The sequence below is a fragment of the Pseudomonas sp. zfem002 genome, assembly GCF_032621685.1.
In the GTDB taxonomy this organism is placed as follows: Bacteria; Pseudomonadota; Gammaproteobacteria; order Pseudomonadales; family Pseudomonadaceae; genus Aquipseudomonas; species Aquipseudomonas japonica.
This window is the reverse complement of sequence record NZ_JAVYJH010000020.1, coordinates 81,433-104,484: the sequence shown is the minus strand read 5'-3', so window position 1 is coordinate 104,484 and position 23,052 is coordinate 81,433. Positions and strand designations below refer to the sequence as shown.

At 60.2% G+C, this 23,052-nt stretch carries 18 protein-coding genes and 1 pseudogene; 11 read left to right on the top strand and 8 right to left on the bottom strand.

All coding sequences use genetic code 11. The annotated features are described in order from the left end of the window. The first annotated feature begins 43 nt into the window (after positions 1-43). From RTI28_RS21360 to RTI28_RS21345, 4 genes are all read left to right on the top strand, one after another. Complete coding sequence (locus tag RTI28_RS21360; RefSeq protein ID WP_316922279.1) at positions 44-2,632, top strand: glycosyltransferase; 2,589 nt, start codon at positions 44-46, stop codon at positions 2,630-2,632. A 239-nt stretch (positions 2,633-2,871) separates the two neighbouring features. After that, a complete protein-coding gene (gene dapE, locus RTI28_RS21355) occupies positions 2,872-4,023 on the top strand; it encodes a succinyl-diaminopimelate desuccinylase (RefSeq protein WP_316922278.1) in 1,152 nt (383 codons plus the stop codon). Next, positions 4,023-4,835, top strand: coding sequence for a putative RNA methyltransferase (locus tag RTI28_RS21350; protein WP_316922277.1), 813 nt, complete (start codon positions 4,023-4,025; stop codon positions 4,833-4,835). The genes dapE and RTI28_RS21350 overlap by 1 nt, the downstream gene beginning before the upstream one ends. A gap of 19 nt (positions 4,836-4,854) precedes the next feature. After that, entirely contained in the window at positions 4,855-5,229 is a 375-nt protein-coding gene (locus RTI28_RS21345; protein WP_316922276.1) for a hypothetical protein, read from the top strand. Between the two features lie 56 nt (positions 5,230-5,285). On the opposite strand, the gene RTI28_RS21340 is transcribed toward RTI28_RS21345, so the two are convergent. After that, entirely contained in the window at positions 5,286-5,495 is a 210-nt protein-coding gene (locus RTI28_RS21340; protein WP_009395290.1) for a cold-shock protein, read from the bottom strand. Between the two features lie 219 nt (positions 5,496-5,714). Here RTI28_RS21340 and plsB point away from each other — a divergent pair, with 219 nt between their 5' ends. The 3 genes from plsB (at position 5,715) to RTI28_RS21325 (ending at position 9,440) form a co-directional block, all read left to right on the top strand. After that, positions 5,715-8,210, top strand: coding sequence for a glycerol-3-phosphate 1-O-acyltransferase PlsB (plsB, locus tag RTI28_RS21335; protein ID WP_316922275.1), 2,496 nt, complete (start codon positions 5,715-5,717; stop codon positions 8,208-8,210). A 105-nt stretch (positions 8,211-8,315) separates the two neighbouring features. After that, entirely contained in the window at positions 8,316-8,714 is a 399-nt protein-coding gene (locus RTI28_RS21330; protein ID WP_316922274.1) for a YbaY family lipoprotein, read from the top strand. A gap of 36 nt (positions 8,715-8,750) precedes the next feature. Further along, a complete protein-coding gene (locus tag RTI28_RS21325) occupies positions 8,751-9,440 on the top strand; it encodes a DUF4197 domain-containing protein (protein WP_316922273.1) in 690 nt (229 codons plus the stop codon). Positions 9,441-9,498: 58 nt separating this feature from the next. Here the strand turns inward: RTI28_RS21325 and RTI28_RS21320 are convergent, their stop codons facing one another. Further along, positions 9,499-12,570: an efflux RND transporter permease subunit gene (locus RTI28_RS21320; RefSeq protein ID WP_316922272.1), complete on the bottom strand. Its 3,072-nt coding sequence runs from the start codon at positions 12,568-12,570 to the stop codon at positions 9,499-9,501. 6 nt (positions 12,571-12,576) lie between these two features. After that, the gene (locus tag RTI28_RS21315) at positions 12,577-13,677 is read right to left on the bottom strand and encodes an efflux RND transporter periplasmic adaptor subunit (protein WP_316922271.1); all 1,101 of its coding nucleotides are present in this window, start codon (positions 13,675-13,677) and stop codon (positions 12,577-12,579) included. Positions 13,678-14,034: 357 nt separating this feature from the next. Here RTI28_RS21315 and RTI28_RS21310 point away from each other — a divergent pair, with 357 nt between their 5' ends. Continuing rightward, positions 14,035-16,614: an AAA family ATPase gene (locus RTI28_RS21310; RefSeq protein WP_316922270.1), complete on the top strand. Its 2,580-nt coding sequence runs from the start codon at positions 14,035-14,037 to the stop codon at positions 16,612-16,614. Between the two features lie 257 nt (positions 16,615-16,871). On the opposite strand, the gene RTI28_RS21305 is transcribed toward RTI28_RS21310, so the two are convergent. Then, positions 16,872-17,945: a hypothetical protein gene (locus RTI28_RS21305; protein ID WP_316922269.1), complete on the bottom strand. Its 1,074-nt coding sequence runs from the start codon at positions 17,943-17,945 to the stop codon at positions 16,872-16,874. 89 nt (positions 17,946-18,034) lie between these two features. Beyond that, positions 18,035-18,208 carry an AbrB family transcriptional regulator gene (locus tag RTI28_RS21300; RefSeq protein WP_316922316.1) on the bottom strand — a complete coding sequence of 58 codons (174 nt, stop codon included), beginning with the start codon at positions 18,206-18,208 and terminating at the stop codon, positions 18,035-18,037. 100 nt (positions 18,209-18,308) lie between these two features. Between RTI28_RS21300 and RTI28_RS21295 the strand changes: the two are divergent. Continuing rightward, positions 18,309-18,476: pseudogene (locus RTI28_RS21295) on the top strand (IS5/IS1182 family transposase); the annotation flags it as partial. 236 nt (positions 18,477-18,712) lie between these two features. On the opposite strand, the gene RTI28_RS21290 reads toward RTI28_RS21295, so the two are convergent. Together RTI28_RS21290 and RTI28_RS21285 are read right to left on the bottom strand one after the other, a co-directional pair. Then, entirely contained in the window at positions 18,713-20,788 is a 2,076-nt protein-coding gene (locus RTI28_RS21290) for a HAMP domain-containing sensor histidine kinase (protein WP_316922268.1), read from the bottom strand. Then, complete coding sequence (locus tag RTI28_RS21285) at positions 20,764-21,453, bottom strand: response regulator transcription factor (protein WP_316922267.1); 690 nt, start codon at positions 21,451-21,453, stop codon at positions 20,764-20,766. The genes RTI28_RS21290 and RTI28_RS21285 overlap by 25 nt, the downstream gene beginning before the upstream one ends. A 283-nt stretch (positions 21,454-21,736) precedes the next feature. On the opposite strand from RTI28_RS21285, the gene RTI28_RS21280 reads away from it, so the two are divergent. Next, entirely contained in the window at positions 21,737-22,072 is a 336-nt protein-coding gene (locus RTI28_RS21280) for a YegP family protein (protein ID WP_316922266.1), read from the top strand. A 70-nt stretch (positions 22,073-22,142) separates the two neighbouring features. Further along, entirely contained in the window at positions 22,143-22,415 is a 273-nt protein-coding gene (locus RTI28_RS21275; protein ID WP_316922265.1) for a hypothetical protein, read from the top strand. A 74-nt stretch (positions 22,416-22,489) separates the two neighbouring features. On the opposite strand, the gene RTI28_RS21270 is transcribed toward RTI28_RS21275, so the two are convergent. Continuing rightward, entirely contained in the window at positions 22,490-22,864 is a 375-nt protein-coding gene (locus RTI28_RS21270) for a hypothetical protein (protein WP_316922264.1), read from the bottom strand. Positions 22,865-23,052: the final 188 nt, after the last annotated feature.

Here is a 23,052-nt window from a genome sequence, read left to right as displayed (position 1 = left end):
TCTCGGTGCGGGCCCGTTCCACTCTCCGGAACTCGAACAACCTATGTCATCGCGTAAATTTGGTCTCAACCTGGTGATCGTCATGGCGATCGCCGCGCTTTTCACCGGGTTCTGGGCGTTGATCAACCGCCCCGTCTCCGCTCCCGACTGGCCGGAACAGATCTCCGGTTTCTCCTATTCCCCGTTCCGCCTCGGCGAAAGCCCACAGAAAGGCCAGTACCCCAGCGAGGCGGAGATACGTGAAGACCTGGAACAGCTGAGCAAGCTGACCGACAGCATCCGTATCTACACCGTCGAAGGCACCCAGGCGGAAATCCCCCGGCTGGCCGAGGAATTCGGCCTGCGGGTGACCCTGGGCGTGTGGATCAGCCCGGACCAGGAGCGCAACGAACGGGAAATCCAGAAGGCCATCGAACTGGCCAACACCTCGCGCAGCGTGGTGCGGGTGATGGTCGGCAACGAGGCGCTGTTCCGCAAGGAAATCACCCCCGAGGACCTGATCAAATACCTCGACCGGGTGCGCGCCGCGGTCAAGGTGCCGGTGACCACCTCGGAGCAGTGGCACATCTGGAAGGAGCACCCGGAACTGGCCAAGCACGTCGACCTGGTCGCCGCGCACATCCTGCCCTACTGGGAATTCATCCCGATGAAGGATGCCGGGCAGTTCGTCCTCGACCGCGCCCGCGACCTCAAGCACCTGTTCCCGCGCAAGCCGCTGCTGCTCTCCGAGGTCGGCTGGCCGAGCAACGGGCGCATGCGCGGCGGTGCCGACGCGACCCAGGCCGACCAGGCGATCTACCTGCGCACCCTGGTCAACAAGCTCAACCGCCAGGGTTACAACTACTTCGTCATCGAAGCCTACGACCAGCCGTGGAAAGTCAGTGACGAAGGCTCGGTGGGCGCCTACTGGGGCGTGTTCAACGCTGCCCGCCAGCAGAAATTCAACTTCGAAGGGCCGGTGGTGGCGATCCCGCAGTGGCGCGTGCTGGCGGTGGGCTCGGTGGTCCTCGCCCTGCTCTCGCTGACCCTGCTGCTGATCGACGGCTCGGCCCTGCGCCAGCGCGGCCGGACCTTCCTGACCTTCATCACCTTCCTCTGCGGTTCGGTGCTGGTGTGGATCGGCTACGACTACAGCCAGCAATACAGCACCTGGTTCAGCCTGACCGTGGGCTTCCTCCTCGCACTCGGTGCGCTGGGGGTGTTCATCGTGCTGCTGACCGAGGCCCACGAACTGGCTGAAACGGTGTGGACCCACAAGCGCCGGCGCGAATTCCTGCCGGTGCAGGCGGACAACGCCTACCGACCGAAGGTCTCGGTGCATGTGCCGTGCTACAACGAGCCGCCGGAGATGGTCAAGCAGACCCTCAATGCCCTGGCGGCCCTGGATTATCCGGACTACGAAGTCCTGATCATCGACAACAACACCAAGGACCCGGCGGTGTGGGAGCCGATCAAGGCCCACTGCGAGCTGCTCGGCGAGCGCTTCAAGTTCTTCCACGTCTCGCCCCTGGCCGGTTTCAAGGGCGGTGCGCTGAACTACCTGATCCCGCATACCGCCGCGGACGCCGAAGTGATCGCGGTGATCGACTCGGACTACTGCGTCGACCGCAACTGGCTCAAGCACATGGTGCCGCACTTCGCCGACCCGAAGATCGCCGTGGTGCAGTCGCCGCAGGACTACCGCGACCAGCACGAAAGCGCCTTCAAGAAACTCTGCTACTCGGAATACAAGGGCTTCTTCCATATCGGCATGGTCACCCGCAACGACCGCGACGCGATCATCCAGCACGGCACCATGACCATGACCCGCCGTTCGGTCCTGGAAGAGCTGGGCTGGGCCGACTGGTGCATCTGCGAGGACGCCGAGCTGGGCCTGCGGGTGTTCGAGAAAGGCCTGTCTGCCGCCTATGCCCACAACAGCTACGGCAAGGGGCTGATGCCGGACACCTTCATCGACTTCAAGAAACAGCGCTTCCGCTGGGCCTACGGCGCGATCCAGATCATCAAGCGCCATGCCGCCAGCCTGCTGCGCGGCAAGGATACCGAGCTGACCCGCGGCCAGCGCTATCACTTCCTCGCCGGCTGGCTGCCGTGGATCGCCGACGGCATGAACATCTTCTTCACCATCGGCGCGCTGCTGTGGTCGGCGGCAATGATCATCGTGCCGCAGCGGGTCGATCCGCCGCTGCTGATCTTCGCCATTCCGCCGCTGGCGCTGTTCGTGTTCAAGGTCGGCAAGATCGTCTTCCTCTATCGCCGCGCGGTGGGGGTCAACCTCAAGGACGCCTTCGCCGCGGCGCTGGCCGGCCTGGCGCTGTCGCACACCATCGCCAAGGCGGTGCTGTATGGCTTCTTCACCAGCAGTATCCCGTTCTTCCGCACGCCGAAGAATGCCGACAGCCATGGTCTGCTGGTGGCGCTGTCGGAAGCCCGTGAGGAGCTGTTCATCATGCTCCTGCTGTGGGGCGCGGCGGCCGGGATCTACCTGGTCCAGGGCCTGCCGAGCAACGACATGCGCTTCTGGGTGGCGATGCTGCTGGTGCAGTCGCTGCCGTATGTGGCGGCGCTGGTGATGGCGATGCTGTCGTCGCTGCCCAAGCCTGCCGAAGCGGTGGAGCCAGCCTCCGCCTGACGGCACGCCTCCCCCGTAGGAGCGTGGCTTGCCCGCGAAGGACCGCAACGCGGTCCCAGGTTCGTGCAGTCGACCAGATTCCGGGGCCGCGTTGCGGCCCTTCGCGGGCAAGCCGCGCTCCTACGGCAATCGAGACATCCCCCATTCGCGGGCGCGCCAGACGGGCGAGCCCTGTCATCTCTTTTGCTATAAGATAACGCCCCAAAACCGTACCCCCCGCCTTGCCCCCGGAGTCCTTCATGACGGCCCCCGCCGAACTCTCGCCTACCCTCGAACTGGCCTGCGACCTGATCCGCCGGCCTTCGGTGACCCCGCTCGACTTCGATTGCCAGAAACAGATGATGCAGCGCCTGGGCGATGCCGGTTTCACCCTCGAGCCGATGCGCATCGAGGAAGTCGACAATTTCTGGGCCACCCACGGCACCCAGGACGGCCCGGTGCTGTGCTTCGCCGGTCATACCGACGTGGTCCCCACCGGCCCGGTGCAGGCCTGGCAGAACGATCCGTTCGAGGCGCTGATCGATGCCGACGGCATGCTCTGCGGCCGCGGCGCCGCCGACATGAAAGGCAGCCTGGCGGCGATGATCGTTGCCACCGAGCGCTTCGTCGCCGACTACCCGAACCACCGCGGCAAGGTCGCCTACCTGATCACCAGCGATGAAGAAGGCCCGGCCCACCACGGCACCAAGGCCGTGGTCGAGCGCCTGCGCGAACGCGGCGAGCGCCTGGACTGGTGCATCGTCGGCGAACCGTCGAGCACCACCCTGGTCGGCGACGTGGTCAAGAACGGCCGCCGCGGCTCCCTCGGCGCCCGGCTCACCGTGCGCGGCGTGCAGGGCCACGTGGCCTACCCGCACCTGGCGAAGAACCCGATCCACCTGGCCGCCCCGGCCCTGGCGGAACTCGCCGCCGAGCACTGGGACGAAGGCAATGCGTTCTTCCCGCCGACCAGCTTCCAGATCTCCAACCTGAACTCCGGCACCGGCGCCACCAACGTGGTCCCGGGCGAACTGGTCGCGCTGTTCAACTTCCGCTTCTCCACCGAGTCCACCGTCGAAGGCCTGCAGCAACGTGTCGCGGCGATCCTCGACAAGCACCAGCTGGACTGGGAGATCGACTGGGCGCTGTCCGGCCTGCCGTTCCTCACCGAACCGGGCGAACTGCTGGATGCGGTATCGGCCAGCATCAAGGCGGTCACCGGTCGCGAGACCAAGGCCTCGACCAGCGGCGGCACCTCCGACGGTCGCTTCATCGCCACCCTGGGGACCCAGGTGGTCGAGCTGGGCCCGGTCAACGCCACCATCCACCAGGTCAACGAGCGCATCCTGGCCAGCGACCTCGACGTGCTGACCGAGATCTACTACCAGACCCTGACCCGGTTGCTCGCCTGATGCTCACCTGCCCCATCTGCGCTGCACCGCTGGACCACCTCGACAACGGTGTCGGCTGCCCCGCCGGGCACCGGTTCGACCGCGCCCGCCAGGGCTACCTGAACCTGTTGCCGGTGCAGCACAAGAACAGCCGCGACCCGGGCGACAACCAGGCCATGGTCGAAGCCCGCCGTGACTTCCTCAACGCCGGCCACTACGCCCCGGTCGCCGCACGCCTGGCCGCGCTGGCGGCCGAGCGGGCACCCGCGCGCTGGCTGGATATCGGCTGCGGCGAGGGTTACTACACCGCGCAGATCGCCGATGCCCTGCCCAACGCCGACGGCTATGCCCTGGACATCTCCCGCGAGGCGGTCAAGCGCGCCTGCCGACGCAGCCCGCAGCTGACCTGGCTGGTGGCGAGCATGGCCCGCGTGCCGCTGGCCGACGCCAGTTGCCAGTTCATCGCCAGCGTCTTCAGCCCGCTGGACTGGCAGGAAGCCCGTCGCCTGCTCAGCCCCGGCGGCGGCCTGATGCGCGTCGGCCCGACCAGCGGCCACCTGATGGAACTGCGCGAGAAGCTCTACGACGAGGTCCGCGACTACGCCGACGACAAGCACCTGGCGCTGGTCCCGGCGGACATGACCCATGCCCACAGCGAAGTCCTCGAATTCCGCCTGAGCCTGGCCGCCCCCGCCGACCGCGCCAACCTCCTGGCGATGACGCCCCATGGCTGGCGCGCCAGCGCCGAACGGCGCGCCGCGGTGATCGACCAGGCAGCGCCGTTGCAGGTAACGGTGTCGATGCGTTACGACTATTTTGTCCTGCAGGACTGAGCCTTCCCGGAGAATCCCCATGCGCCAACCCGATATCGAGATCTACCTGAAGGACGCCGACGTCGACCACAAACAGATCGCCGCCTGGCTGGAGGCCGCCCTCGGTCCGTGCAGCGAGTGGAAGCAGAAAGGCCAGACCTTCAAGTGCACGGCCGGTGACATTCCTGTTACCTGGCTGCCCAAGGCCGTAGGAAAATGGAACAGTCTTTACCTGGAAAGTGACAAGACCCCGTGGGAAGACGACATCGCCTGTGCCCGCGCCGCCCATGCCGCGCTGAACGTCGAAGTGCGCTGCGCCCCGGGTAGCTGGGTCGAGGAAGAAGGGGAAGAAGACGCCGACCGCTGGATCCGCATCAGTGCCGACGGCGAAGAAGAAATCACCTGGAGAACCTGATCTCCAGCTACAGGCTGCGGACGCCCACGGTCGGCCCGCAGCCTGTAGCCATCCCCTCAGAGACCGACTACATCCTCGGCCTGCAGGCCCTTCTGGCCCTGGGTCAGGCTGTATTCAACCTGTTGCCCTTCGAGCAGGGTACGGTGACCCTCGCCACGAATCGCACGGTAGTGAACGAAAACGTCCGCCCCGCCCTCACGCTGAATGAAGCCATAGCCCTTGGCATCATTGAACCATTTCACACTTCCAGTCTCACGAGACGACATCTGTAACACTCCGGATTTTTATTTTGGACTCGCCTTGTCTGCAGGGGATTTTCGCCTCTGCGTACGCCGCTTGCGGAAAATCCCTGCAAGGGGCGGACCGAGTATAAGACAGACATAAATTAATTTTCATGACCAGGCCGGTTTTTGCTCAACTTGCGCGGATACGGCACACTTGCCCGCTGTCTGTACTTGCGTCCCATTTTCCAGAGCACACTCCGTATGACCCGTTCTCCCTTGCGCCGCCTGATCTTCGGCGCCCTGCGCCGACTGTTGTACCTGTGGGTTCGCTCCGAGACCATCAACCAGTCCTCCTTCACCCTCAACCTGGACCGCAGCCGCCCGGTGTTCTACGCGATCCAGGCGCCCTCGCTGACCGATCTGGCCGTGCTCGACCGCGAATGCACCAAAGCGGGGCTGCCGCGCCCGGTGCTGCCCGTGGCCGTCGGCAACCTGATGGAGCCGGCCGCGTTCTTCTACCTGACCCCGGAGCCGGACTGGCTCGGTCGCCAGTACAAGCGCGGCGCGCCGCCGACGCTGGGGCGCCTGGTCAGTGCGGTCAGCCAACAACCGGAGCAGGACGCGCAGATCATTCCGGTCAGTGTGTTCTGGGGACAATCGCCGGCCAGCGAGTCGAGTCCGTGGAAACTGCTGTTCGCCGACAGCTGGGCAGTGACCGGACGCCTGCGCCGCCTGCTGACCATCCTCATCCTCGGGCGCAAGACCCGCGTGCAGTTCTCCGCGCCGATCCACCTGCGCGAACTGGTCGGGCACAACAAGGGTCACGAACGCACCGTGCGCATGGCCCAGCGCCTGCTGCGCGTGCATTTCCGCAACCTCAAGACCGCGGTCATCGGCCCGGACATCTCGCACCGACGCAATCTGGTCAAGGGCCTGGTGCACGACCCGCTGGTGCGCCAGGCAATCCTCGACGAGGCCGAACGCGAGAAGATCCCGCTGGCCAAGGCCGAGGCCACGGCGCTGAAGTACGGCAACGAGATCGCCTCGGACTACACCTACACGGCGATCCGCTTCCTCGAAGTGGTGCTGAGCTGGTTCTGGAACAAGATCTACGACGGCATCAAGGTCAACCATATCGAGCAGGTGCAGGGCATCGCCCCCGGTCACGAAGTGATCTACGTGCCCTGCCACCGCAGCCATATCGACTACCTGCTGCTCTCCTACCTGCTGTTCCGCAACGGCCTGACCCCGCCGCACATCGCCGCCGGGATCAACCTCAACATGCCGGTGATCGGCGGCCTGCTGCGCCGTGGCGGGGCCTTCTTCATGCGCCGCACCTTCAAGGGCAATCCACTGTACACCGCGGTGTTCAACGAATACCTGCACACCCTGTTCACCAAGGGCTTCCCGGTGGAGTACTTCGTCGAAGGCGGGCGCTCGCGCACCGGGCGCATGCTGCAGCCGAAGACCGGCATGCTGGCGATCACCCTGCGCAGCTTCCTGCGCTCGTCGCGCACGCCGATCGTCTTCGTCCCGGTGTACATCGGCTACGAGCGGGTCCTGGAAGGCCGTACCTACCTCGGCGAACTGCGCGGCGCGAGCAAGAAGAAGGAGTCGATCTTCGACATCTTCAAGGTCCTCGGCGCACTCAAGCAGCGCTTCGGCCAGGTCTCGGTGAACTTCGGCGAGCCGATCCGCCTCAACCAGTTCCTCGACCAGCAGCAACCCGGCTGGCGCGAACAGCAACTGGCCCCGCAGTTCCGTCCGAGCTGGCTGAACGAAACTACCTCGCGCCTGGGTGAGAAAGTCGCCCGTCACCTGAACGAAGCGGCGGCGATCAACCCGGTCAACCTGGTGGCCCTGGCCCTGCTCTCCACCAGCCGCCTGGCCCTCGACGAGCGCGCCCTGACCCGGGTACTGGATCTGTACCTGGCCCTGCTGCGCCAGGTGCCGTACTCGCCCCACACCACCCTGCCGGAAGGCGACGGCCTGGCCCTGATCGGCCATGTCCGCGGCATGGACCTGCTGGCCGAGCAGCGTGATGCCCTCGGGCGCATCCTGTACCTGGACGAGCAGAACGCGGTGCTGATGACCTACTACCGCAACAACGTCCTGCACATCTTCGCCCTGCCGGCGCTGCTGGCGAGCTTCTTCCAGAGCAGCTCGCGGATGAGTCGCGAGCTGATCCTGCGTTACACCCGCGCCCTCTACCCGTACCTGCAATCGGAGCTGTTCATCCGCTGGGAGCTGGACGAACTGGATGCGGTGATCGACCAGTGGCTGGCGGCCTTCGTCGAACAGGGCCTGCTGCGCGAGGAAAACGGCGTGTACCTGCGCCCGGCACCGAGTTCGCGGCAGTTCGTCCTGCTGACCCTGCTGGCCCGGGCCATCACCCAGACCCTGCAGCGCTTCTACATGGCCACCGCGCTGCTGCTCAACAGCGGCCAGCACAGCCTCAGCGCCGAGGAGCTGGAAGACCTCTGCGTGATCATGGCCCAGCGCCTGTCGATCCTGCATGGCCTGAACGCCCCGGAATTCTTCGACAAGAGCCTGTTCCGCCACTTCATCCAGACCCTGGTGGAGCAGAACGTCCTGCGCCCCGACGAAGCGGGCCGGCTGGGCTTCCACGAGAAACTCGGCGAACTGGCCGAGGGCGCGGCCAAACGGGTGCTGTCGGCGGAGGTGCGCCTGTCGATTCGCCAGGTGGCCTTGCACCGCGACGAGCACAGCAGTAGCGACCAACCCACGGAGGCATGACCCTCTGCCAGACGTTTCCTACAGAATGTGAGGACGTCGGCTACCATAAAATCCGCTAAAGTCCTGAATGCCGGCCACCAGCCGGCATTCAGATCCGGAGACCTCATGAAAAAACTCTTCCTGCTGTGCTGCGCCTCGCTGCTCGCCGCCTGTTCCAGCCACAGCCCCGCCAACAAAGCCAGCCTCGATGGCGAAGTGTTCTACCTGCAACGTATCGCCCTGCCACCGAGCGCGACCCTGAATGTCGCCCTGCAGGACATCTCCCTGGCCGACGCCCCGGCAGTGACCCTCGCCAGCCAGAACGGTCCGGTCAAGGGCCAGGTGCCGCTGCCCTTCCATCTGTCCTACGACCCTGCCCAGCTCAAGCCTGGCCACCGTTATGCGGTGAGCGCGCGGATCGAGCTGGAGGGCAAGCTGTTGTTCATCAACACCGAGCAGCACAGCGTTAAACTCGACGGCAGCGATCCGCAACCGCTGCGCATCAGGGTTGACGCGGTTCGCTGATTCTTTCGTTCACCCGTTTCGATCAAGGATGCCACCATGTTCCGCCGTACCCTCACCTTCACCGGCCTGTGCGCCGGCCTGCTGCTGTCCGCCAGTGCCATGGCCCTGTCCCTTGGCGACCTGAGCCAGAAAGATGCCGCGGGCGGCCTCAAGGATGCCCTCAGCCAGGGCGCGCAGATCGCCGTCAAGCAACTGGGCAAGCCCGGCGGCTTCAGCAATGACCCCGAGGTGCGCATCGAACTGCCGGGCAACCTCGGCAAGGCGGCGAAGAAGATGAAGCAGTTCGGCATGGGCGCCCAGGTCGAGGAGCTGGAAACCAGCATGAACAAGGCTGCCGAGGCCGCCGTGCCGCAAGCCCAGGCAATCCTGCTGGACGCCGTGAAGAAGATGACCGTGGACGATGCCAAGGGCATTCTCAGCGGCGGCAACGACTCCGCGACCCAGTACCTGAGCAAGACCAGCCGCGAGCAGATCCGCGAGAAGTTCCTGCCCATCGTCAAGGCGGCCACCGACAAGGTGGGCGTGGCGCAGAAATACAACCAGTTCGCCGGCCAGGCCGCGGCCTTCGGCGTGGTCGATCAGAAGAGCGCCAATATCGAGGGCTACGTGACCGAGCAGGCGCTCAATGGCCTGTTCGAGATGATCGGCAAGCAGGAAGCCAGTATCCGCGAGAACCCGGCGGCGGCGGCCACCAGCCTGGCGAAGAAGGTCTTCGGCGCGCTCTGATCTGATCCGCTAATAGAAAGAACGACGCGGACCCGCTCCTGCAGGGTCCGCGTCATATTCACTCTTCCTTCCTGACCCTGAACCACGCCGCATACAACGCCGGCAGGAACAGCAAGGTCAACGCCGTCGCCACGATCAACCCACCCATGATCGCCACCGCCATCGGGCCGAAGAACACGCTGCGCGACAGCGGAATCATCGCCAGTACCGCCGCCAGCGCGGTCAGCACGATCGGCCGGAAACGCCGCACCGTGGCCTCGATGATCGCCTGCCAGCGACCCAGTCCAGCCGCGATGTCCTGCTCGATCTGATCCACCAGGATCACCGAGTTGCGCATGATCATCCCCGACAGGGCAATGGTCCCGAGCATGGCGACGAAGCCGAACGGCTGGCGGAACACCATCAGGAACAGCACCACGCCGATCAGGCCCAGCGGCGCGGTGAGGAAGACCATGGCCGTGCGCGAGAAACTGCGCAGCTGCAGCATCAGCAGGGTCAGCACCACCACGACGAACAGCGGCACGCCGGCGTTCACCGAGTTCTGTCCGCGCGCCGAGTCTTCCACCGTACCACCGACCTCCAGCAGATAGCCGTCCGGCAACTGCGCGCGGACCGGCTCCAGGGTCGGCAGGATCTGCTTGACCAGGGTCGCCGGCTGGTCCTTGCCGTAGATGTCGGCGCGCACGGTGACGTTGGGCAGGCGGTTGCGGTGCCAGATGATGCCTTCCTCGAAACCGTACTCCAGGGTCGCCACCTGCGACAGGGCGATACTGCGGCCGTTGTCGGTGGGCACCGAGAGACTGGCCAGGTGGTCGAGTTCGGTACGCTCCTGCTCGGTGCCGCGCAGCAGGATCTCGATCAGCTCGTTGTCCTCGCGGTACTGGCTGACGCTGCTGCCGGTCAGCGAACTCTGCAGGAAACGCGACAGGGCGGCGGTGCTCACGCCAAGGGCGCGGGCGCGGTCCTGATCGACGTTCAGGTAGACCACCTTGCTCGGCTCTTCCCAGTCCAGGTGGACGTTGGCCACATGCGGGTTCTCGCGGACCTTGGCCGCCACCTTGCGCGCCAGGGCGCGGACTTCCTCGATATGTTCGCCGGTGATGCGGAACTGCACCGGGTAGCCCACCGGCGGACCGTTCTCCAGACGGGTGACCCGCGAGCGCAGATCGGGGAACTGCTCGTTCAGCGTATCGATCAGCCAGGTACGCAGGACCTCGCGGTCCTCGATGGTTTTTGCCAGGACGACGAACTGCGCGAAGCTGGCCGCCGGCAGTTGCTGGTCCAACGGCAGGTAGAAACGCGGCGAGCCGGTGCCGACATAGGCCACGTAGTTGTCGATGCCTTCGCGCTGCCTGAGCATTTCTTCCAGACGCTTGACCTGCACCGCGGTGTTGCTCAGCGAGGCGCCCTCGGCCAGCTTCAGGTCGACCATCAGTTCGAGACGCCCGGACGCCGGGAAGAACTGCTGCTCGACGAAACGGAAACTCATGACGCTGCCGACGAACAGCGCCACGGTCGCCACGATCACCGTCTTGCGCCGGCGCACGCACCAGCCGACAAGACCCCGGATGCGCTGGTAGAACGGCGTGCCATACGGGTCGGTCTCGCCATCATCGGTGGTGCCGTGTTTCTTCGCATGCAGCTTGGCCAGGTCCGGCAGCAGGCGCTCGCCCAGATAAGGCACGAACACCACCGCGGCGATCCACGAGGCCAGCAGGGCGATGGTCACCACCTGAAAGATCGAGCGGGTGTATTCGCCGGTGCCGGACTGCGCGGTGGCGATGGGCAGGAAGCCCGCCGCGGTGATCAGGGTGCCGGTGAGCATGGGGAAGGCCGTGCTGGTCCAGGCGTAGCTGGCCGCCTTGAGCCGGTCGAACCCCTGCTCCATCTTGATCGCCATCATCTCCACGGCAATGATCGCGTCGTCCACCAGCAAGCCCAGGGCCAGCACCAGCGCCCCGAGGGAAATCTTGTGCAGGCCGATGCCCAGGTAATACATGGTGGCGAAAGTCATCGCCAGCACCAGCGGAATCGCCAGGGCCACCACCAGGCCGGTGCGCATGCCGAGGGAGAAGAAGCTCACCAGCAAGACGATGGCCAGCGCTTCCACCAGGACCCGGACAAACTCGCCCACCCCGGTCTTCACCGCCGCCGGCTGGTCGGAGACCTTGCGCAGCTCCATGCCCGCCGGCAGGTTGTTGGCGACGCGGGCGAACTCGGTTTCCAGGGCCTTGCCCAGCACCAGGATGTCGCCGCCGGCCTTCATCGACACCGCCAGGCCGATGGCGTCCTCGCCCATGAAGCGCATGCGCGGCGCGGGTGGATCGTTGAAGCCGCGATGCACCTGGGCCACATCGCCGATGCGGAAGGTGCGCTCGCCGACGCGGATGGGGAACTGCTCGATCTGCTCGACACTGTCGAAACGTCCGGTGACCCGCAGTTGCAAACGCTCGCTCGCGGTCTCGAAGAAGCCCGCGGTGCTCACCGCGTTCTGTTCCTCCAGGGCCTTCTGCACCACTTCCAGCGGCAGGCCGAGGGTGGACAGCTTGGTGTTGGACAGCTCGATCCAGATCTTCTCGTCCTGCAGGCCGAGCAGCTCCACCTTGCTCACGTCCTTGACCCGTTGCAGCTGGATCTGCACCCGGTCGGCGTAGTCCTTGAGCACGGCGTAGTCGAAGCCCTTGCCGGTCAGCGCGTAGATATTGCCGAAGGTGGTCCCGAATTCGTCGTTGAAGAACGGCCCCTGGATACCCGGCGGCAGGGAGTGGCGGATGTCCGCCGTCTTCTTGCGGATCTGGTACCAGAGCTCGGGGATATCCGCCGAGTGCATGGAGTCGCGGGCCATGAAGGTGACCTGTGACTCACCGGGGCGCGAGAACGAGACGATCTTTTCGTACTCACCGGTCTCCATCAGCTTCTTTTCGATGCGTTCGGTGACCTGGCGCGAGACTTCCTCGGCGCTGGCACCCGGCCACAGGGTACGGATGACCATGGCCTTGAAGGTGAACGGCGGGTCTTCGCTCTGGCCGAGCTTGGTGTAGGACAGCGCCCCGACGATCGCCAGCAGGAGCATCAGGAACAGCACGATCTGCCGATTGCGCAGGGCCCAGGCGGAAAGGTTGAAACCCATCGGGACTTACTCCTTGGCCGCCAGATTCACCGTACGATTGGACCGGTCCACCGGCCGTACCTGTTGTCCCTCGTGCAGCACGTGGCCGCCGGCGGCGACCACCCAGTCGGAGGCGCTAAGGCCTTCGAGCACCGGCACGCTGTCCTGGCCGTAGGCACCGACCCGCACCGCGGTGCGCTGCAGGGTGTTGTTGGCGTCGACGCGCCAGACGTAGGTCTGGCCGTTCTCCGCGGTGAGCGCCGAGAGCGGCACCGCCAGGGGAATCTGCTCGGCATGCTGGATGAACACCCGGGCACTCTGGCCCAGCTCGGCCGGGACCTTGCCGGTGTTGAAGGCGATGCGCGCGGCGAAGGTGCGCGAGCGCGGATCGGCGGCGGGCGACAGCTCACGGATGCGCCCGTCGAAGCGCTGCCCCGGTTGCGACCAGAGCTCCACGGTCACCGCCTGGCCCACGGCGAAGCGGCCGAAATTCTGCTCCGGCAGGCTGATCAGCACCTCGCGCTCGCCATCGGCGGCGAGGGTGAACACGGTCTGCCCGGCGGCGACCACCTGACCGACCTCCACCTGGCGCTTGGACACCACGCCATCCTGGGACGCGCGCAGCACCGAATAGCCTGCCTGGTTGCCGGCCACGTCGAACTCCGCGCGCACCTGCTTGAGCCGTGCCTGGCCGGCGCGGTAGAGGTTTTCCGCGTTGTCGTACTGGGAATGGCTGACCATCTGCCGGTCGAGCAGCTTCCTGTAGCGATCGCGCTCGGCCTGCACCAGGTTCAGATTGGCCTCGGCGGCGGCGACCTGGGCGCGGGTCGCTTCCAGTTGCAGGCGCACGTCCTGCGGATCCAGTTCGGCCAGCGGCTGATCGGCCTTGACCCGCTGCCCCTCCTCCACCAGGCGCTTGCTCACCTTGCCGCCGATACGGAACGCCAGCTCCGGCTCGAAGCGCGCGCGCACCTCGCCGGGGTAGCTGTCGACCGCCGCCGATGCCGGTTGCGGCTGCACCACCATGGCGGGACGGATGACGGTGGGTGGAGCGCTTTCCTGCCCGCAGGCGGACAGCAGCGCGACCAGAACGGCGGGCAAAGCGACGGGCAAGGCATGGCGCAACATGGGAAATGACCTTTCGCGAAGGGTGCTTCGAATATTTATACTGGCGGGTATATTAAATCAGGGTGTTGCGCTGCGAAAGGTGGGAGTCAGTACTTTGGCCCCTTGAGGTTCACTCAAAATGAGAACGTGGTCATTCAAAATGAGAACGAATGCACCAAAATAGTGCGATCCATGAAATGCTTTTTAGAGGCTAGAAGCTGAGTTCGGTGGATGCCCTCAAGGAGCTCAATACCTCACCCGTCTGCCGGCACGCCCGCCGATGAGTTCCTCTCGTCACAAGCGGTAGGACTGTGAAAATGGCGTATCGCCATACATTTGCTAGCGTTCATGCACCTACTTCATGGCTGGGAGACGGCAATGGATGTGCATGCGATGGTTCGCGATTGGCTCTGGGAACAACAGGACTGGCTGCAGAACGCTGCTGAACGTCTGATTAACCAGGGGCAACTCGCGGGCACCGACCTGGATGAACTGGTGACGGCAATCAAGTCACCTGCCGGCCGCCTGATAAAAAAGGAGAGGAAATTTGCAGGCTTAACAGAGGCTCAGTTGCAAGGCAGCACCCTACGGCTAGCCAGCATCAATGATGTGGTCGGGATCGAAAGCCTGCTTCTTCGCTCCCCTCTAACGTTTGGCTCAGGAAACCTCACCGTTATCTACGGCCACAACGGTTCGGGCAAGTCCAGCTACACCAGGATTCTCAAGCACATATCCGGCAAACCCCGGGCGGTCGAACTCAAGGCGAACGTCTTCCTCCCAGCACCCGTCGAGCAAAAGTGCCTTATCGACTTTTACTACAACGAGACCTTGGTCAACTCAGAATGGCAGGTTGGATCTGCACCAATCGAAGCACTTCAACATATCGACATTTTTGACAGCGATGAGGCGGGGCACTACCTACGTACCGAGAGCTCAGCGACCTACATCCCGCGCGTGGTATCGCTCTTCGAACAGTTGGCTAGCGCCGTTGAACAGATCAAGAATCGCCTTGTTTCTGAGCAAGCCGCCTTGGTGAGCAAGCTCCCCAACCTCCCCTTGGCCTACGCGCAAACTCCGGCGGGGCTGAACTATAAAACGCTTGAAAAACTCAACAACACTGCGCTGGAAGCACTGCTCGGTTGGACGGAAGAGCACCAGAAGCAAATTGATAATTTGACGGAAAGGCTCAAAGTAGAAGATCCGTCTACAGCTGCTAAGCAAAAGCGGAGCACCAAACAGCAGGTGCAACTGATCGTACAGTCGCTCACGCAAGCATCGGTTGCTTACTCACCGGACAACATCAATTTTCTGCGTCAACTTCGTCAGGATGCCGACAAAAAGCGAGCAGCGGCCAAGGAATTTGCTAAGACCAAAGACGACGGTCTGGAAGGTGTAGGATCGGAAACGTGGCGGGCTATGTGGAACGCAGCCCGAGCCTACTCACAGATTCCCTATCCGGACGCTCTGTTTCCTGTAACAGATGACGCTCAGTGCCTCCTGTGCCAGCAGCCTCTTGCACCTGCTGCCCAGAAACGGCTCCAAAATCTGGAAGATTTTGTGAAGGGGGAACTCGAAACAGCAGCCCAAACAGCCGAAGCAGCTTACAAAGGTGCACTGGCACGCCTTCCTACGCAGCAAAACGAGCAACAAATTCAAACGCAGTTCGAGGCAGGCAAGCTCCAGCACGAGAGCTGGAAAAGCTATCTTCAAAAATTCTGGAATCGCGTCGGCGAATGCCGCGACCGACTCCTCACAGAAGAGTTGATTGATACCGCTCAGCCTGCCGAGAACAGCGCCCAGGCCGTTGAAACGTTGCGGTCCTACATGAATGATCTAGAAGCTCAAGCTGCTCAATTCGATCTCGATGCCCGGGAGTTTGACCGAACCAAAGCACAGCAAGAGAAACTGGCTCTCGAAGCGAAGCAATGGGTATCTCAACAGAGTCAGGCAGTGCGCGACGAGGTCGCTCGGTTGCAGAGAATCAAGGAATATGAAGGATGGAAAACCCTGGCGAGTTCACGCCGTGTCTCTCTAAAAGCAACGGAAGTTGCGGAGGTCGCGGTCACCGAGGCCTATACGGCCCGGTTCAATGATGAGCTTGAGCGGCTGGGCGCCAAGAGGATTCGTGTCGAACTGGTCAAAAGTAAAACCCGTGGCGGAAAGGTTCTTCATCAACTGCGCTTGCGCGGTGTGGTCCATGGTCAGAACACTCCTGAATCGGTGCTCAGCGAGGGAGAGCGGCGGATTATATCCCTCGCTGCGTTCTTGGCGGATGTAGCAGACAAACCCGGATCTGCACCCTTCATATTTGATGATCCTATCTCCTCGCTCGATCATGATTTCGAATGGCTCGTCGCATGTCGTTTGGGCGAACTGGCCAGGACCAGGCAGGTGATCGTATTCACTCACCGGTTGTCGCTTTATGGCGCGATGGAAGACGTCGCCAAAAAGGCTGGTGATACCTGGAGAAAACAGCACTACCGCTCTCTTTGCATCGAGTCGTTCGCGAACGCCGCAGGACAACTCGCCGATCCGGAAACTTGGAACAGCAATACCTCCGCTGCCAGCAATATCTTGAAGAACCGCCTTCAAGCGGCTAACAAAGCGGCGGAAACCGGGGGGGCGGCAACCTACAAAGCCCTGGCACAGGGCATTTGTAGCGACTTCCGAAAACTACTTGAGCGATCAGTGGAGGAAGACCTACTGAATGGTGTCGTTATTCGACACCGCAGAAGCGTCACAACGATGAACAAACTCAGCCCTCTGCAGAATATGCTCGTGGATGAGTTGAGGACCATCGACACCTTGATGACAAAGTACAGCTTCTTCGAGCACAGCCAATCATCCGAAACACCTGCAGCGATCCCTGAAAGCGAGGAACTGCTGTCAGACATTGAAAGCCTGATCACGTGGCGTAGTAGCATGAAAACCCGAAGAAAAGCTTATGAGGGTTGGTGATCCCAACGCGCCTCGCTCGCTTTACTTTAATGAAGTAGCGACACGTACAGCTTGGCTGGAAGATGCCCAACCTTACCCGCCCCAACCGGGGCGGGCACTTCACCATTATTTGCCCTCGACCGCACGGTGAGACCAAAGGTATTTGTGTGCATAGCAAAACCAACAGAAACTGGTTTTGTAGTCATCCAGTGCGGTTTTCTATCTATACTATTAGAAATCATCGCTATACACAATCAGCACCATCAAATCATAGCAACTTATTTAATGATCGCGACAACTGACTCTTTAGCCAGTATCAGTTCCTGGCAGGCGCCACCATGAGGACCGCATGGTCTCGATATAGTGCTCTCGGAAGAAACACCCTTTGCGACTCTTAGCTTAAACACATCTCCTACCCCCCAAACCACCCAAGGCTTGGAAATAGCACACCCATCGACAAGAGGGATACTGTTACTGAGCGTTTCGCAGGTTTCTTTCTTGAGAAGAACCTTTTGGGATTGATAGTGCCCCACCCCCAAAATTGCCATCATTCGAGCGGGAAACACGACTGTGCCTCGCATTGCTACTAGAGCAATGACCGCCAAACACAGGCTCGCTGCTAGCCCAGCACGCAGTGATAGCCTTGATGCTGCGGCATTGGCCAGAACGATTAAGCTACCCAAAGACCATCCCACTACCGCAGCCTCTGGCGAAACTCGACCGTTCCAATCCTCGAACGAACTAAGGAAAGTGAAACCAATTATGAAACACGCGACATTGGTACACAACAAGCTCAGCCAAGTAAAAACTATGTAGTTTATAATTTGAGACCACGTACCGCCGGACACTTTCTTAAGCCATCCGCCAAAGACCACCGGTAACGCAAGAGGTATGACTATGAAAATCGCCGTCACACTCCAACTCTCATCATGAGACTTCCACGACAACACCGAAAGAACGGTATTAAGCAACAGCGGCAGGGCAAACCAGATGAGCATAAATCGGGAGGCTGTCATCCCGTCCATGCCTGTAGCCCCAAAAAAATAAGTGCCAATACTATTTTCTTTTTTTATACACGTGTCGGCCCAGCTCCAACCCGGGAAAAACAACCCTAACGAAACCACAACAATTAAAGCCGCCCCCATCAGAAAAGCGGAGACGAGAAGAGAAGTTAGAGCAAAAAGGTCGACACTTGGAAAAAATGAGATCTGGCAGAAATAAATGAAATAAATCAGAAAACCTATAAACAGTGGTACCCCTTTGAGCAGGGCCCCAAAATTTTCTGCCACAACGCGTTTACAAGTTGAACTAATCGATTGCTCAAGACTGTCACGACCTAGTTCATCCGCCATATATCCTCCGTTCATTCCTTAGGCTAATAAGCACCAGTTCAATAGGATGCATGAACTTGCAGGGCATCTTTAGGCAGTGCCGCACTCCATCAGACCAACTGCCGATTTTCAACATCCGCGCAGCGACGGTCCATCCAACTGTACAACGGCAAGGTTACCGCTTGGATCAACAGCATCCTAATGATCTGCATAGCCATGACAAGTGCCACGGCGAGATCCAAAGCCTCCGCTGTCAGGCTCATTTCGTGAGCGCTTCCAGGCATCATGCCAAGCGCTAGGAATCCTCCGATCAAGTTTCAGCACAGCGCCCGCCCGCCGTGCTGAAATAGCCCATCACTCCCGCCACGAGCAACAGCCAGTCCCATGAGTCAGATGAACTTCTCCGATTTCGAGTATGCCGGCAAACGTAAGCAGCCCCGTCGAGAGAGCTTCCTAGCCGAGATGGAGCAAGTCGTTCCGTGGAGCGGACTGGTGGCACTGGTCGAGCTTCATTACCCAAAGGCTGGCGGTGGTCGCAAGCCCTATCCGCTGGATTGGACTGCATAGGTAGCACTGCTACCTGTGCACCCGGCGCGCCTGGCCAAGCCAAGACAGAAGTAACCAGTCCAAGTTCTTCCCTTCAGCAGATGAACATCACTGTACTACCGCGAGCGGAGGGCCACGCCAATCGATCCGGGTCCTGCCCAAAGCAAACGGGTCGAAAGGGAAAGCCACTTCACCGAGGACAGCGTTAGACGTCGACGCTCTATAGATACTGGGGGAGGAATTCAATGCGCCCTAGCGAGTTTTATTGCAAATCTCACCCCATCTCTAACGTTTTTGACGTGAACATCGCCGCCCATTTTTTTTATATATTGCTTGGCAACGAACAGACCCAATCCCTGATGCTCATCGCTGGAGTCACGACTGCTCACGCCGTACTCAAAGATTTCATCAATCGGATAAAAAGGGATGTGTGGCCCCTGGTTACCCACCTCAATCAGCGCCCAGCTTGCGTCAGCGAATACCTTCAGGGTAATTTCTGTTCCCTCATTTCGAAACTCTTTCGCGTTATTCAAGATTGCCGTCAGTGACGCTTCCAACATGTCGCCGTCGGCACTGACGTACAATGATTCGAAAGAGCGAAAAAATTTAATAGCTCCCCCGCTTGATTCAGCAGCATTTTCCAAGTACTCGACCACATTCTCCTTAGTGAGGTGACCACGAGATGCGCTGATCGCCTCCTTGGGACCAAGCGACTTTCCCGAACTTTGCCCCGCAGAGTTACCGGAGAGCATTTTCAAAGCATACGAAATTCTCTTAAGGCTCTTCGCACTTGGGTCGTCAGGCTTACTGTGACGTATCAATAACTCTTGCAAGGGTGATCTGATTTCATGGCCTATGGCGCGAAGAGTATCGCTTTCTTTCTTGGCGTTCTCCAACGCTTCTCGCCCATACGTGGTAATCGACTTGTGCAAGTCTTCAATACTGGCCCATAGCACGCCCACTTCGTCATACCGATTAGAGATCACGTACGGTAACTTGAAATCGTCCGCATCCGAGAAACGTCCTCGCATGTAGATGGTGTTACGCCTAACCTTGTTCAGAGGCGCCAGAACATAGCGATAGAAGACAAAGCCACTGATTATCAGGAGAGTGCCGAGAACCGCTGCAAACACCAGAATCGCTTTTGCCGCCGCGCTCCACCCGCCCAGTACCAGAGCAGGGTTTCCGCTCAGCTCTATCCTGCCGCCATTGGAGAGCACGGTAGATCTATTAGTGGCAATTGCGGGCGTCACGAGCTCAACGACGGCGTTGGTCAGCTGTGCCAGCAACGAACGGTTTTCATTGCGACCATTATGGCTACCTGCGAACACCTCAATAGGCTTACTTTCGGGAGAGGTAATGAAGCGAAGACTTTCTCCTGGTGACAAATACTGCGACATAGACTCAAACGAGAAAACAGGTCGCTCGCTGACTTCCAAGCCATTCATGAGCACTTCGCCTTGACCGCCACCGACAGGTCCAAGCAATTTCAATGCGACCCTCGCTTGAGAAATGTCTTCAGGAGGCCAGGTGCTCTGCGCTTCAGACGCTTCCATATAGGCGTAAAGCGGCAATTGAAGAATGAACTCGTAGCTACTGATAGATCCTGAAGGGGTCAGGTGCGCCAGAATGCGTCCCTTGATATCGCGCTCACGAGTAAAATCGTTGGCCCCTTGCTTGGTGGTTTTGAAACCAGCAATGCTCCACGCTGGTGAGAACAGCTTCGCAGTCGAAGCTTCCGCGCGGCGCACCGGATCGAAGCTAGCGACAAAATGGCTCGTGCGCCCTCGTGCGGTCACTGCCACGCTGAAGTGGTGGGCCGTAAAGGGAGATTTCGCATACGTCGGTGAAGTCAGCTCGCTGTCGACGTGGAAAGTGCCACGAAGATACACCAACGCACCATAATAGCGATTTTCTAGTACCCCGGCGCACAGCTGATTGCGAGGATCCCGCAAGGTCTTGAAGCTGCAACCTAAAAGCGGCTTAAGGTCGTCAACATGGCCAGGCTTGACATTAATAAACTCAAGGGGCAATTTTGCCACCGGTACACCGCGCCCGTCTGAAGATTGCTCTCCGAAGTTAGAAAAGGCAATATCCCCCTCCAAACCTTCGAATTCAGCCGTGACACGCTGCAACGTTCTTTGAATGGCTGCCTGATATTGCTGCGCTACTGATATGTAGCTGAACCGCAGTACTGCAATCGTACCAAAGAACACCAGCAACACCATACCGGTCATGACGCCCACGATGAGCACCCGAGCCTTGGCCCGGTAAAGATTTCCTCCTAATTTACTTAAGGATTGACGCAGTCTTGCCATTGCACACCTTTCATCCTGATTACAACCACATGATCCGGTGACTCACTCACGTCTTCCAATGCGTCACGTATATTCTTAACGTGTTGGCGAATAGCTTCTGGATTTCGGCCGGACTTCACTAACTCGAAAAAATCGGCGTATGGAACGTAAGAGCCTCGACGCTCATAAAGTCGCCAGAGAATATTCTTGGCCGTCTGTGGAATATTCAGTGCTTTATTCTTGAAACGCATTCTTCCCGTGGACTGGTCGTAAGTGATCAGCGCTTCCTTATCTTCTCCACTCGGTGCAGTCTGCGCCCTAAGCACTTGCAATACCAGTTCGACAAACTCTTGCCCATCCGGAGGAATAGGCTTTTCCATGTAGTCCCAGACATCTAGCTGACGCATGACACCACGGTATAAAGAGGCATCCAGCCCGGAGACCACCATAACCGGCGACTTGTGATGACTTATGTTAGTTCGAAGTATTCCAACGCCAGCGTTTTTCTCCGGCGGCAGCTCGATATCTAGAACAATCAAACTAAATGCAGTTTCTACAATTGCCTTCTCGGCGGTTTCTCTATCAAAGAATTGGTGAACCTCAATGTCCTTGCCAATGCTTTTGCAGAACCCAGCAAGGGCATTGTTCGTGTCAGGAGAGTCTTCAATGATGGCGATTTTTTTCATGCTTGTTACCTCGTGCGCATATGGGGCTAGGGTAGCAGTTTTACAACCCCCGCCGCTGCGCACCAACGTGAGTGTTTACTCACGTTTGAGCCTGAAAACTTGCCTTGGCTCGTAAAAACTCGCGATGCGGTGGAGGAGCAAACGCCTGGTAATGGATCCAATTGTTGGCGCCTACCCCTCTAACGACTCCTTACGTAGCCTTCAGTTCAAGCCAATCACGGCCCCTGAAACATGCGCCAACGCGGCGCTTGTTCAATTAATCCGCAACTGATCCGAGGTTCACATGGCAGCACATTATGAGATCTTCCGCTCCACCCAGAACAACCAGTATTACTTCCACCTGAAAGCGCCGAATGGCGAAATCATTCTCGCGAGTGAGGGCTACATCCAGAAATCCGGTTGCGAGAACGGGATCGCCTCGTGCAAAACGCATTCGCCGTACGACCAGTATTACGACAAACGTATCGCACAGAACCAGCGCCCGTATTTCGTACTGCGCGCCGCTAACAATCAGATCATCGGCACCAGCCAGATTTACAGTTCGACCTCCGCCCGCGACCAAGGGATCGTCGCAGTGAAGGCCTACGGTCCGACCGCCACCACCATCGACCGGACCTAACTCCTGAACGGGCCGCTGTTTAGCAAGCGGCCCTTCGACTTCAACGAACACGTTCTACTCGGAGCCAATGATGACTACCTTTACCGTGTCGTACGACCTCATAAACAACAAGAACTACAAGCTGCTGATCGACGAACTCAACCGCCTCGGCGCGCATCGCTCACTGGAGTCCTTTTGGCTGGTGGCCTACAACAGCACCGCGAAAGGCCTGCATGACCATCTCAGGAAATTCATGGACAGCGACGACAAGCTCTGGGTATCCGAGCTGACACGCTCCTTTTATTACTCCCAAGTCAACAGTGGCACCAATGCCTGGATCGACAAGAACCCGCCTGCCCGCTAGTCGCCGAAGAACTGCGAATTTAGCTACAACAAGCCTCGATGGATCGGGGCTTTAGGCGTTGGAAGATCAGTGCGTCAGCCCGACGAGGCGACGATGTGGCGTGCTCTATTGGTATAGAGAAAGCGGTTGGCTTGACCACGTGACACCCAGACCTGCATGGCGCGCTCCACCAGACTCCAGGTATCGTCAAGATTCAGGTCATTGAGTTCGGAATGAGCCATGGTGGGAGCAAACCATACTTCACCTTCAACGGTTATCTTGAACTCGTTGTAGTCGACATAAGGCCCCTCACTCTTGCTTTGCTTCATCACCTGTTCGGCTTCGTGCCGCAGCTTCTCAGCCGTCCCTCGCATGATGCAATTGACAACAACGATGTGATGTGACGTGAGCGCCATAACGAGCTGCTCGACGTAAACAACCGCGTCATCAATCACCAGAACCTGATGCATGCCATGTTCCCTCTTAGGCTTCAAGGCTTGGATACCATCGCCTACCCGATCTCACAAGGTCGCTGGATGTCCGAACGGTCCGCTCGCAAATGGCGACAAGCACAAAGACAATGCGACCAAGACTAGCTGAGAGTGAAAAACGCACCCTGATTTTGAGTAACACCTTGGCCCAGATTGATGAATCATGA

Bases quoted from the DNA above. Each gene is read 5' to 3' on its own strand.
- plsB (WP_316922275.1), top strand. From the start codon at position 5,715: ATGACCCGTTCTCCCTTGCGCCGCCTGATCTTCGGCGCCCTGCGCCGA.
- RTI28_RS21310 (WP_316922270.1), top strand. From the start codon at position 14,035: ATGGATGTGCATGCGATGGTTCGCGATTGGCTCTGGGAACAACAGGAC.
- dapE (WP_316922278.1), top strand. From the start codon at position 2,872: ATGACGGCCCCCGCCGAACTCTCGCCTACCCTCGAACTGGCCTGCGAC.
- RTI28_RS21330 (WP_316922274.1), top strand. From the start codon at position 8,316: ATGAAAAAACTCTTCCTGCTGTGCTGCGCCTCGCTGCTCGCCGCCTGT.
- RTI28_RS21290 (WP_316922268.1), bottom strand. From the start codon at position 20,788: ATGGCAAGACTGCGTCAATCCTTAAGTAAATTAGGAGGAAATCTTTAC.
- RTI28_RS21275 (WP_316922265.1), top strand. From the start codon at position 22,143: ATGACTACCTTTACCGTGTCGTACGACCTCATAAACAACAAGAACTAC.
- RTI28_RS21350 (WP_316922277.1), top strand. From the start codon at position 4,023: ATGCTCACCTGCCCCATCTGCGCTGCACCGCTGGACCACCTCGACAAC.
- RTI28_RS21305 (WP_316922269.1), bottom strand. From the start codon at position 17,945: ATGGCGGATGAACTAGGTCGTGACAGTCTTGAGCAATCGATTAGTTCA.
- RTI28_RS21340 (WP_009395290.1), bottom strand. From the start codon at position 5,495: ATGTCGTCTCGTGAGACTGGAAGTGTGAAATGGTTCAATGATGCCAAG.
- RTI28_RS21270 (WP_316922264.1), bottom strand. From the start codon at position 22,864: ATGCATCAGGTTCTGGTGATTGATGACGCGGTTGTTTACGTCGAGCAG.
- RTI28_RS21315 (WP_316922271.1), bottom strand. From the start codon at position 13,677: ATGTTGCGCCATGCCTTGCCCGTCGCTTTGCCCGCCGTTCTGGTCGCG.
- RTI28_RS21360 (WP_316922279.1), top strand. From the start codon at position 44: ATGTCATCGCGTAAATTTGGTCTCAACCTGGTGATCGTCATGGCGATC.
- RTI28_RS21285 (WP_316922267.1), bottom strand. From the start codon at position 21,453: ATGAAAAAAATCGCCATCATTGAAGACTCTCCTGACACGAACAATGCC.
- RTI28_RS21345 (WP_316922276.1), top strand. From the start codon at position 4,855: ATGCGCCAACCCGATATCGAGATCTACCTGAAGGACGCCGACGTCGAC.
- RTI28_RS21325 (WP_316922273.1), top strand. From the start codon at position 8,751: ATGTTCCGCCGTACCCTCACCTTCACCGGCCTGTGCGCCGGCCTGCTG.
- RTI28_RS21320 (WP_316922272.1), bottom strand. From the start codon at position 12,570: ATGGGTTTCAACCTTTCCGCCTGGGCCCTGCGCAATCGGCAGATCGTG.
- RTI28_RS21280 (WP_316922266.1), top strand. From the start codon at position 21,737: ATGGCAGCACATTATGAGATCTTCCGCTCCACCCAGAACAACCAGTAT.
- RTI28_RS21300 (WP_316922316.1), bottom strand. From the start codon at position 18,208: ATGCCTGGAAGCGCTCACGAAATGAGCCTGACAGCGGAGGCTTTGGAT.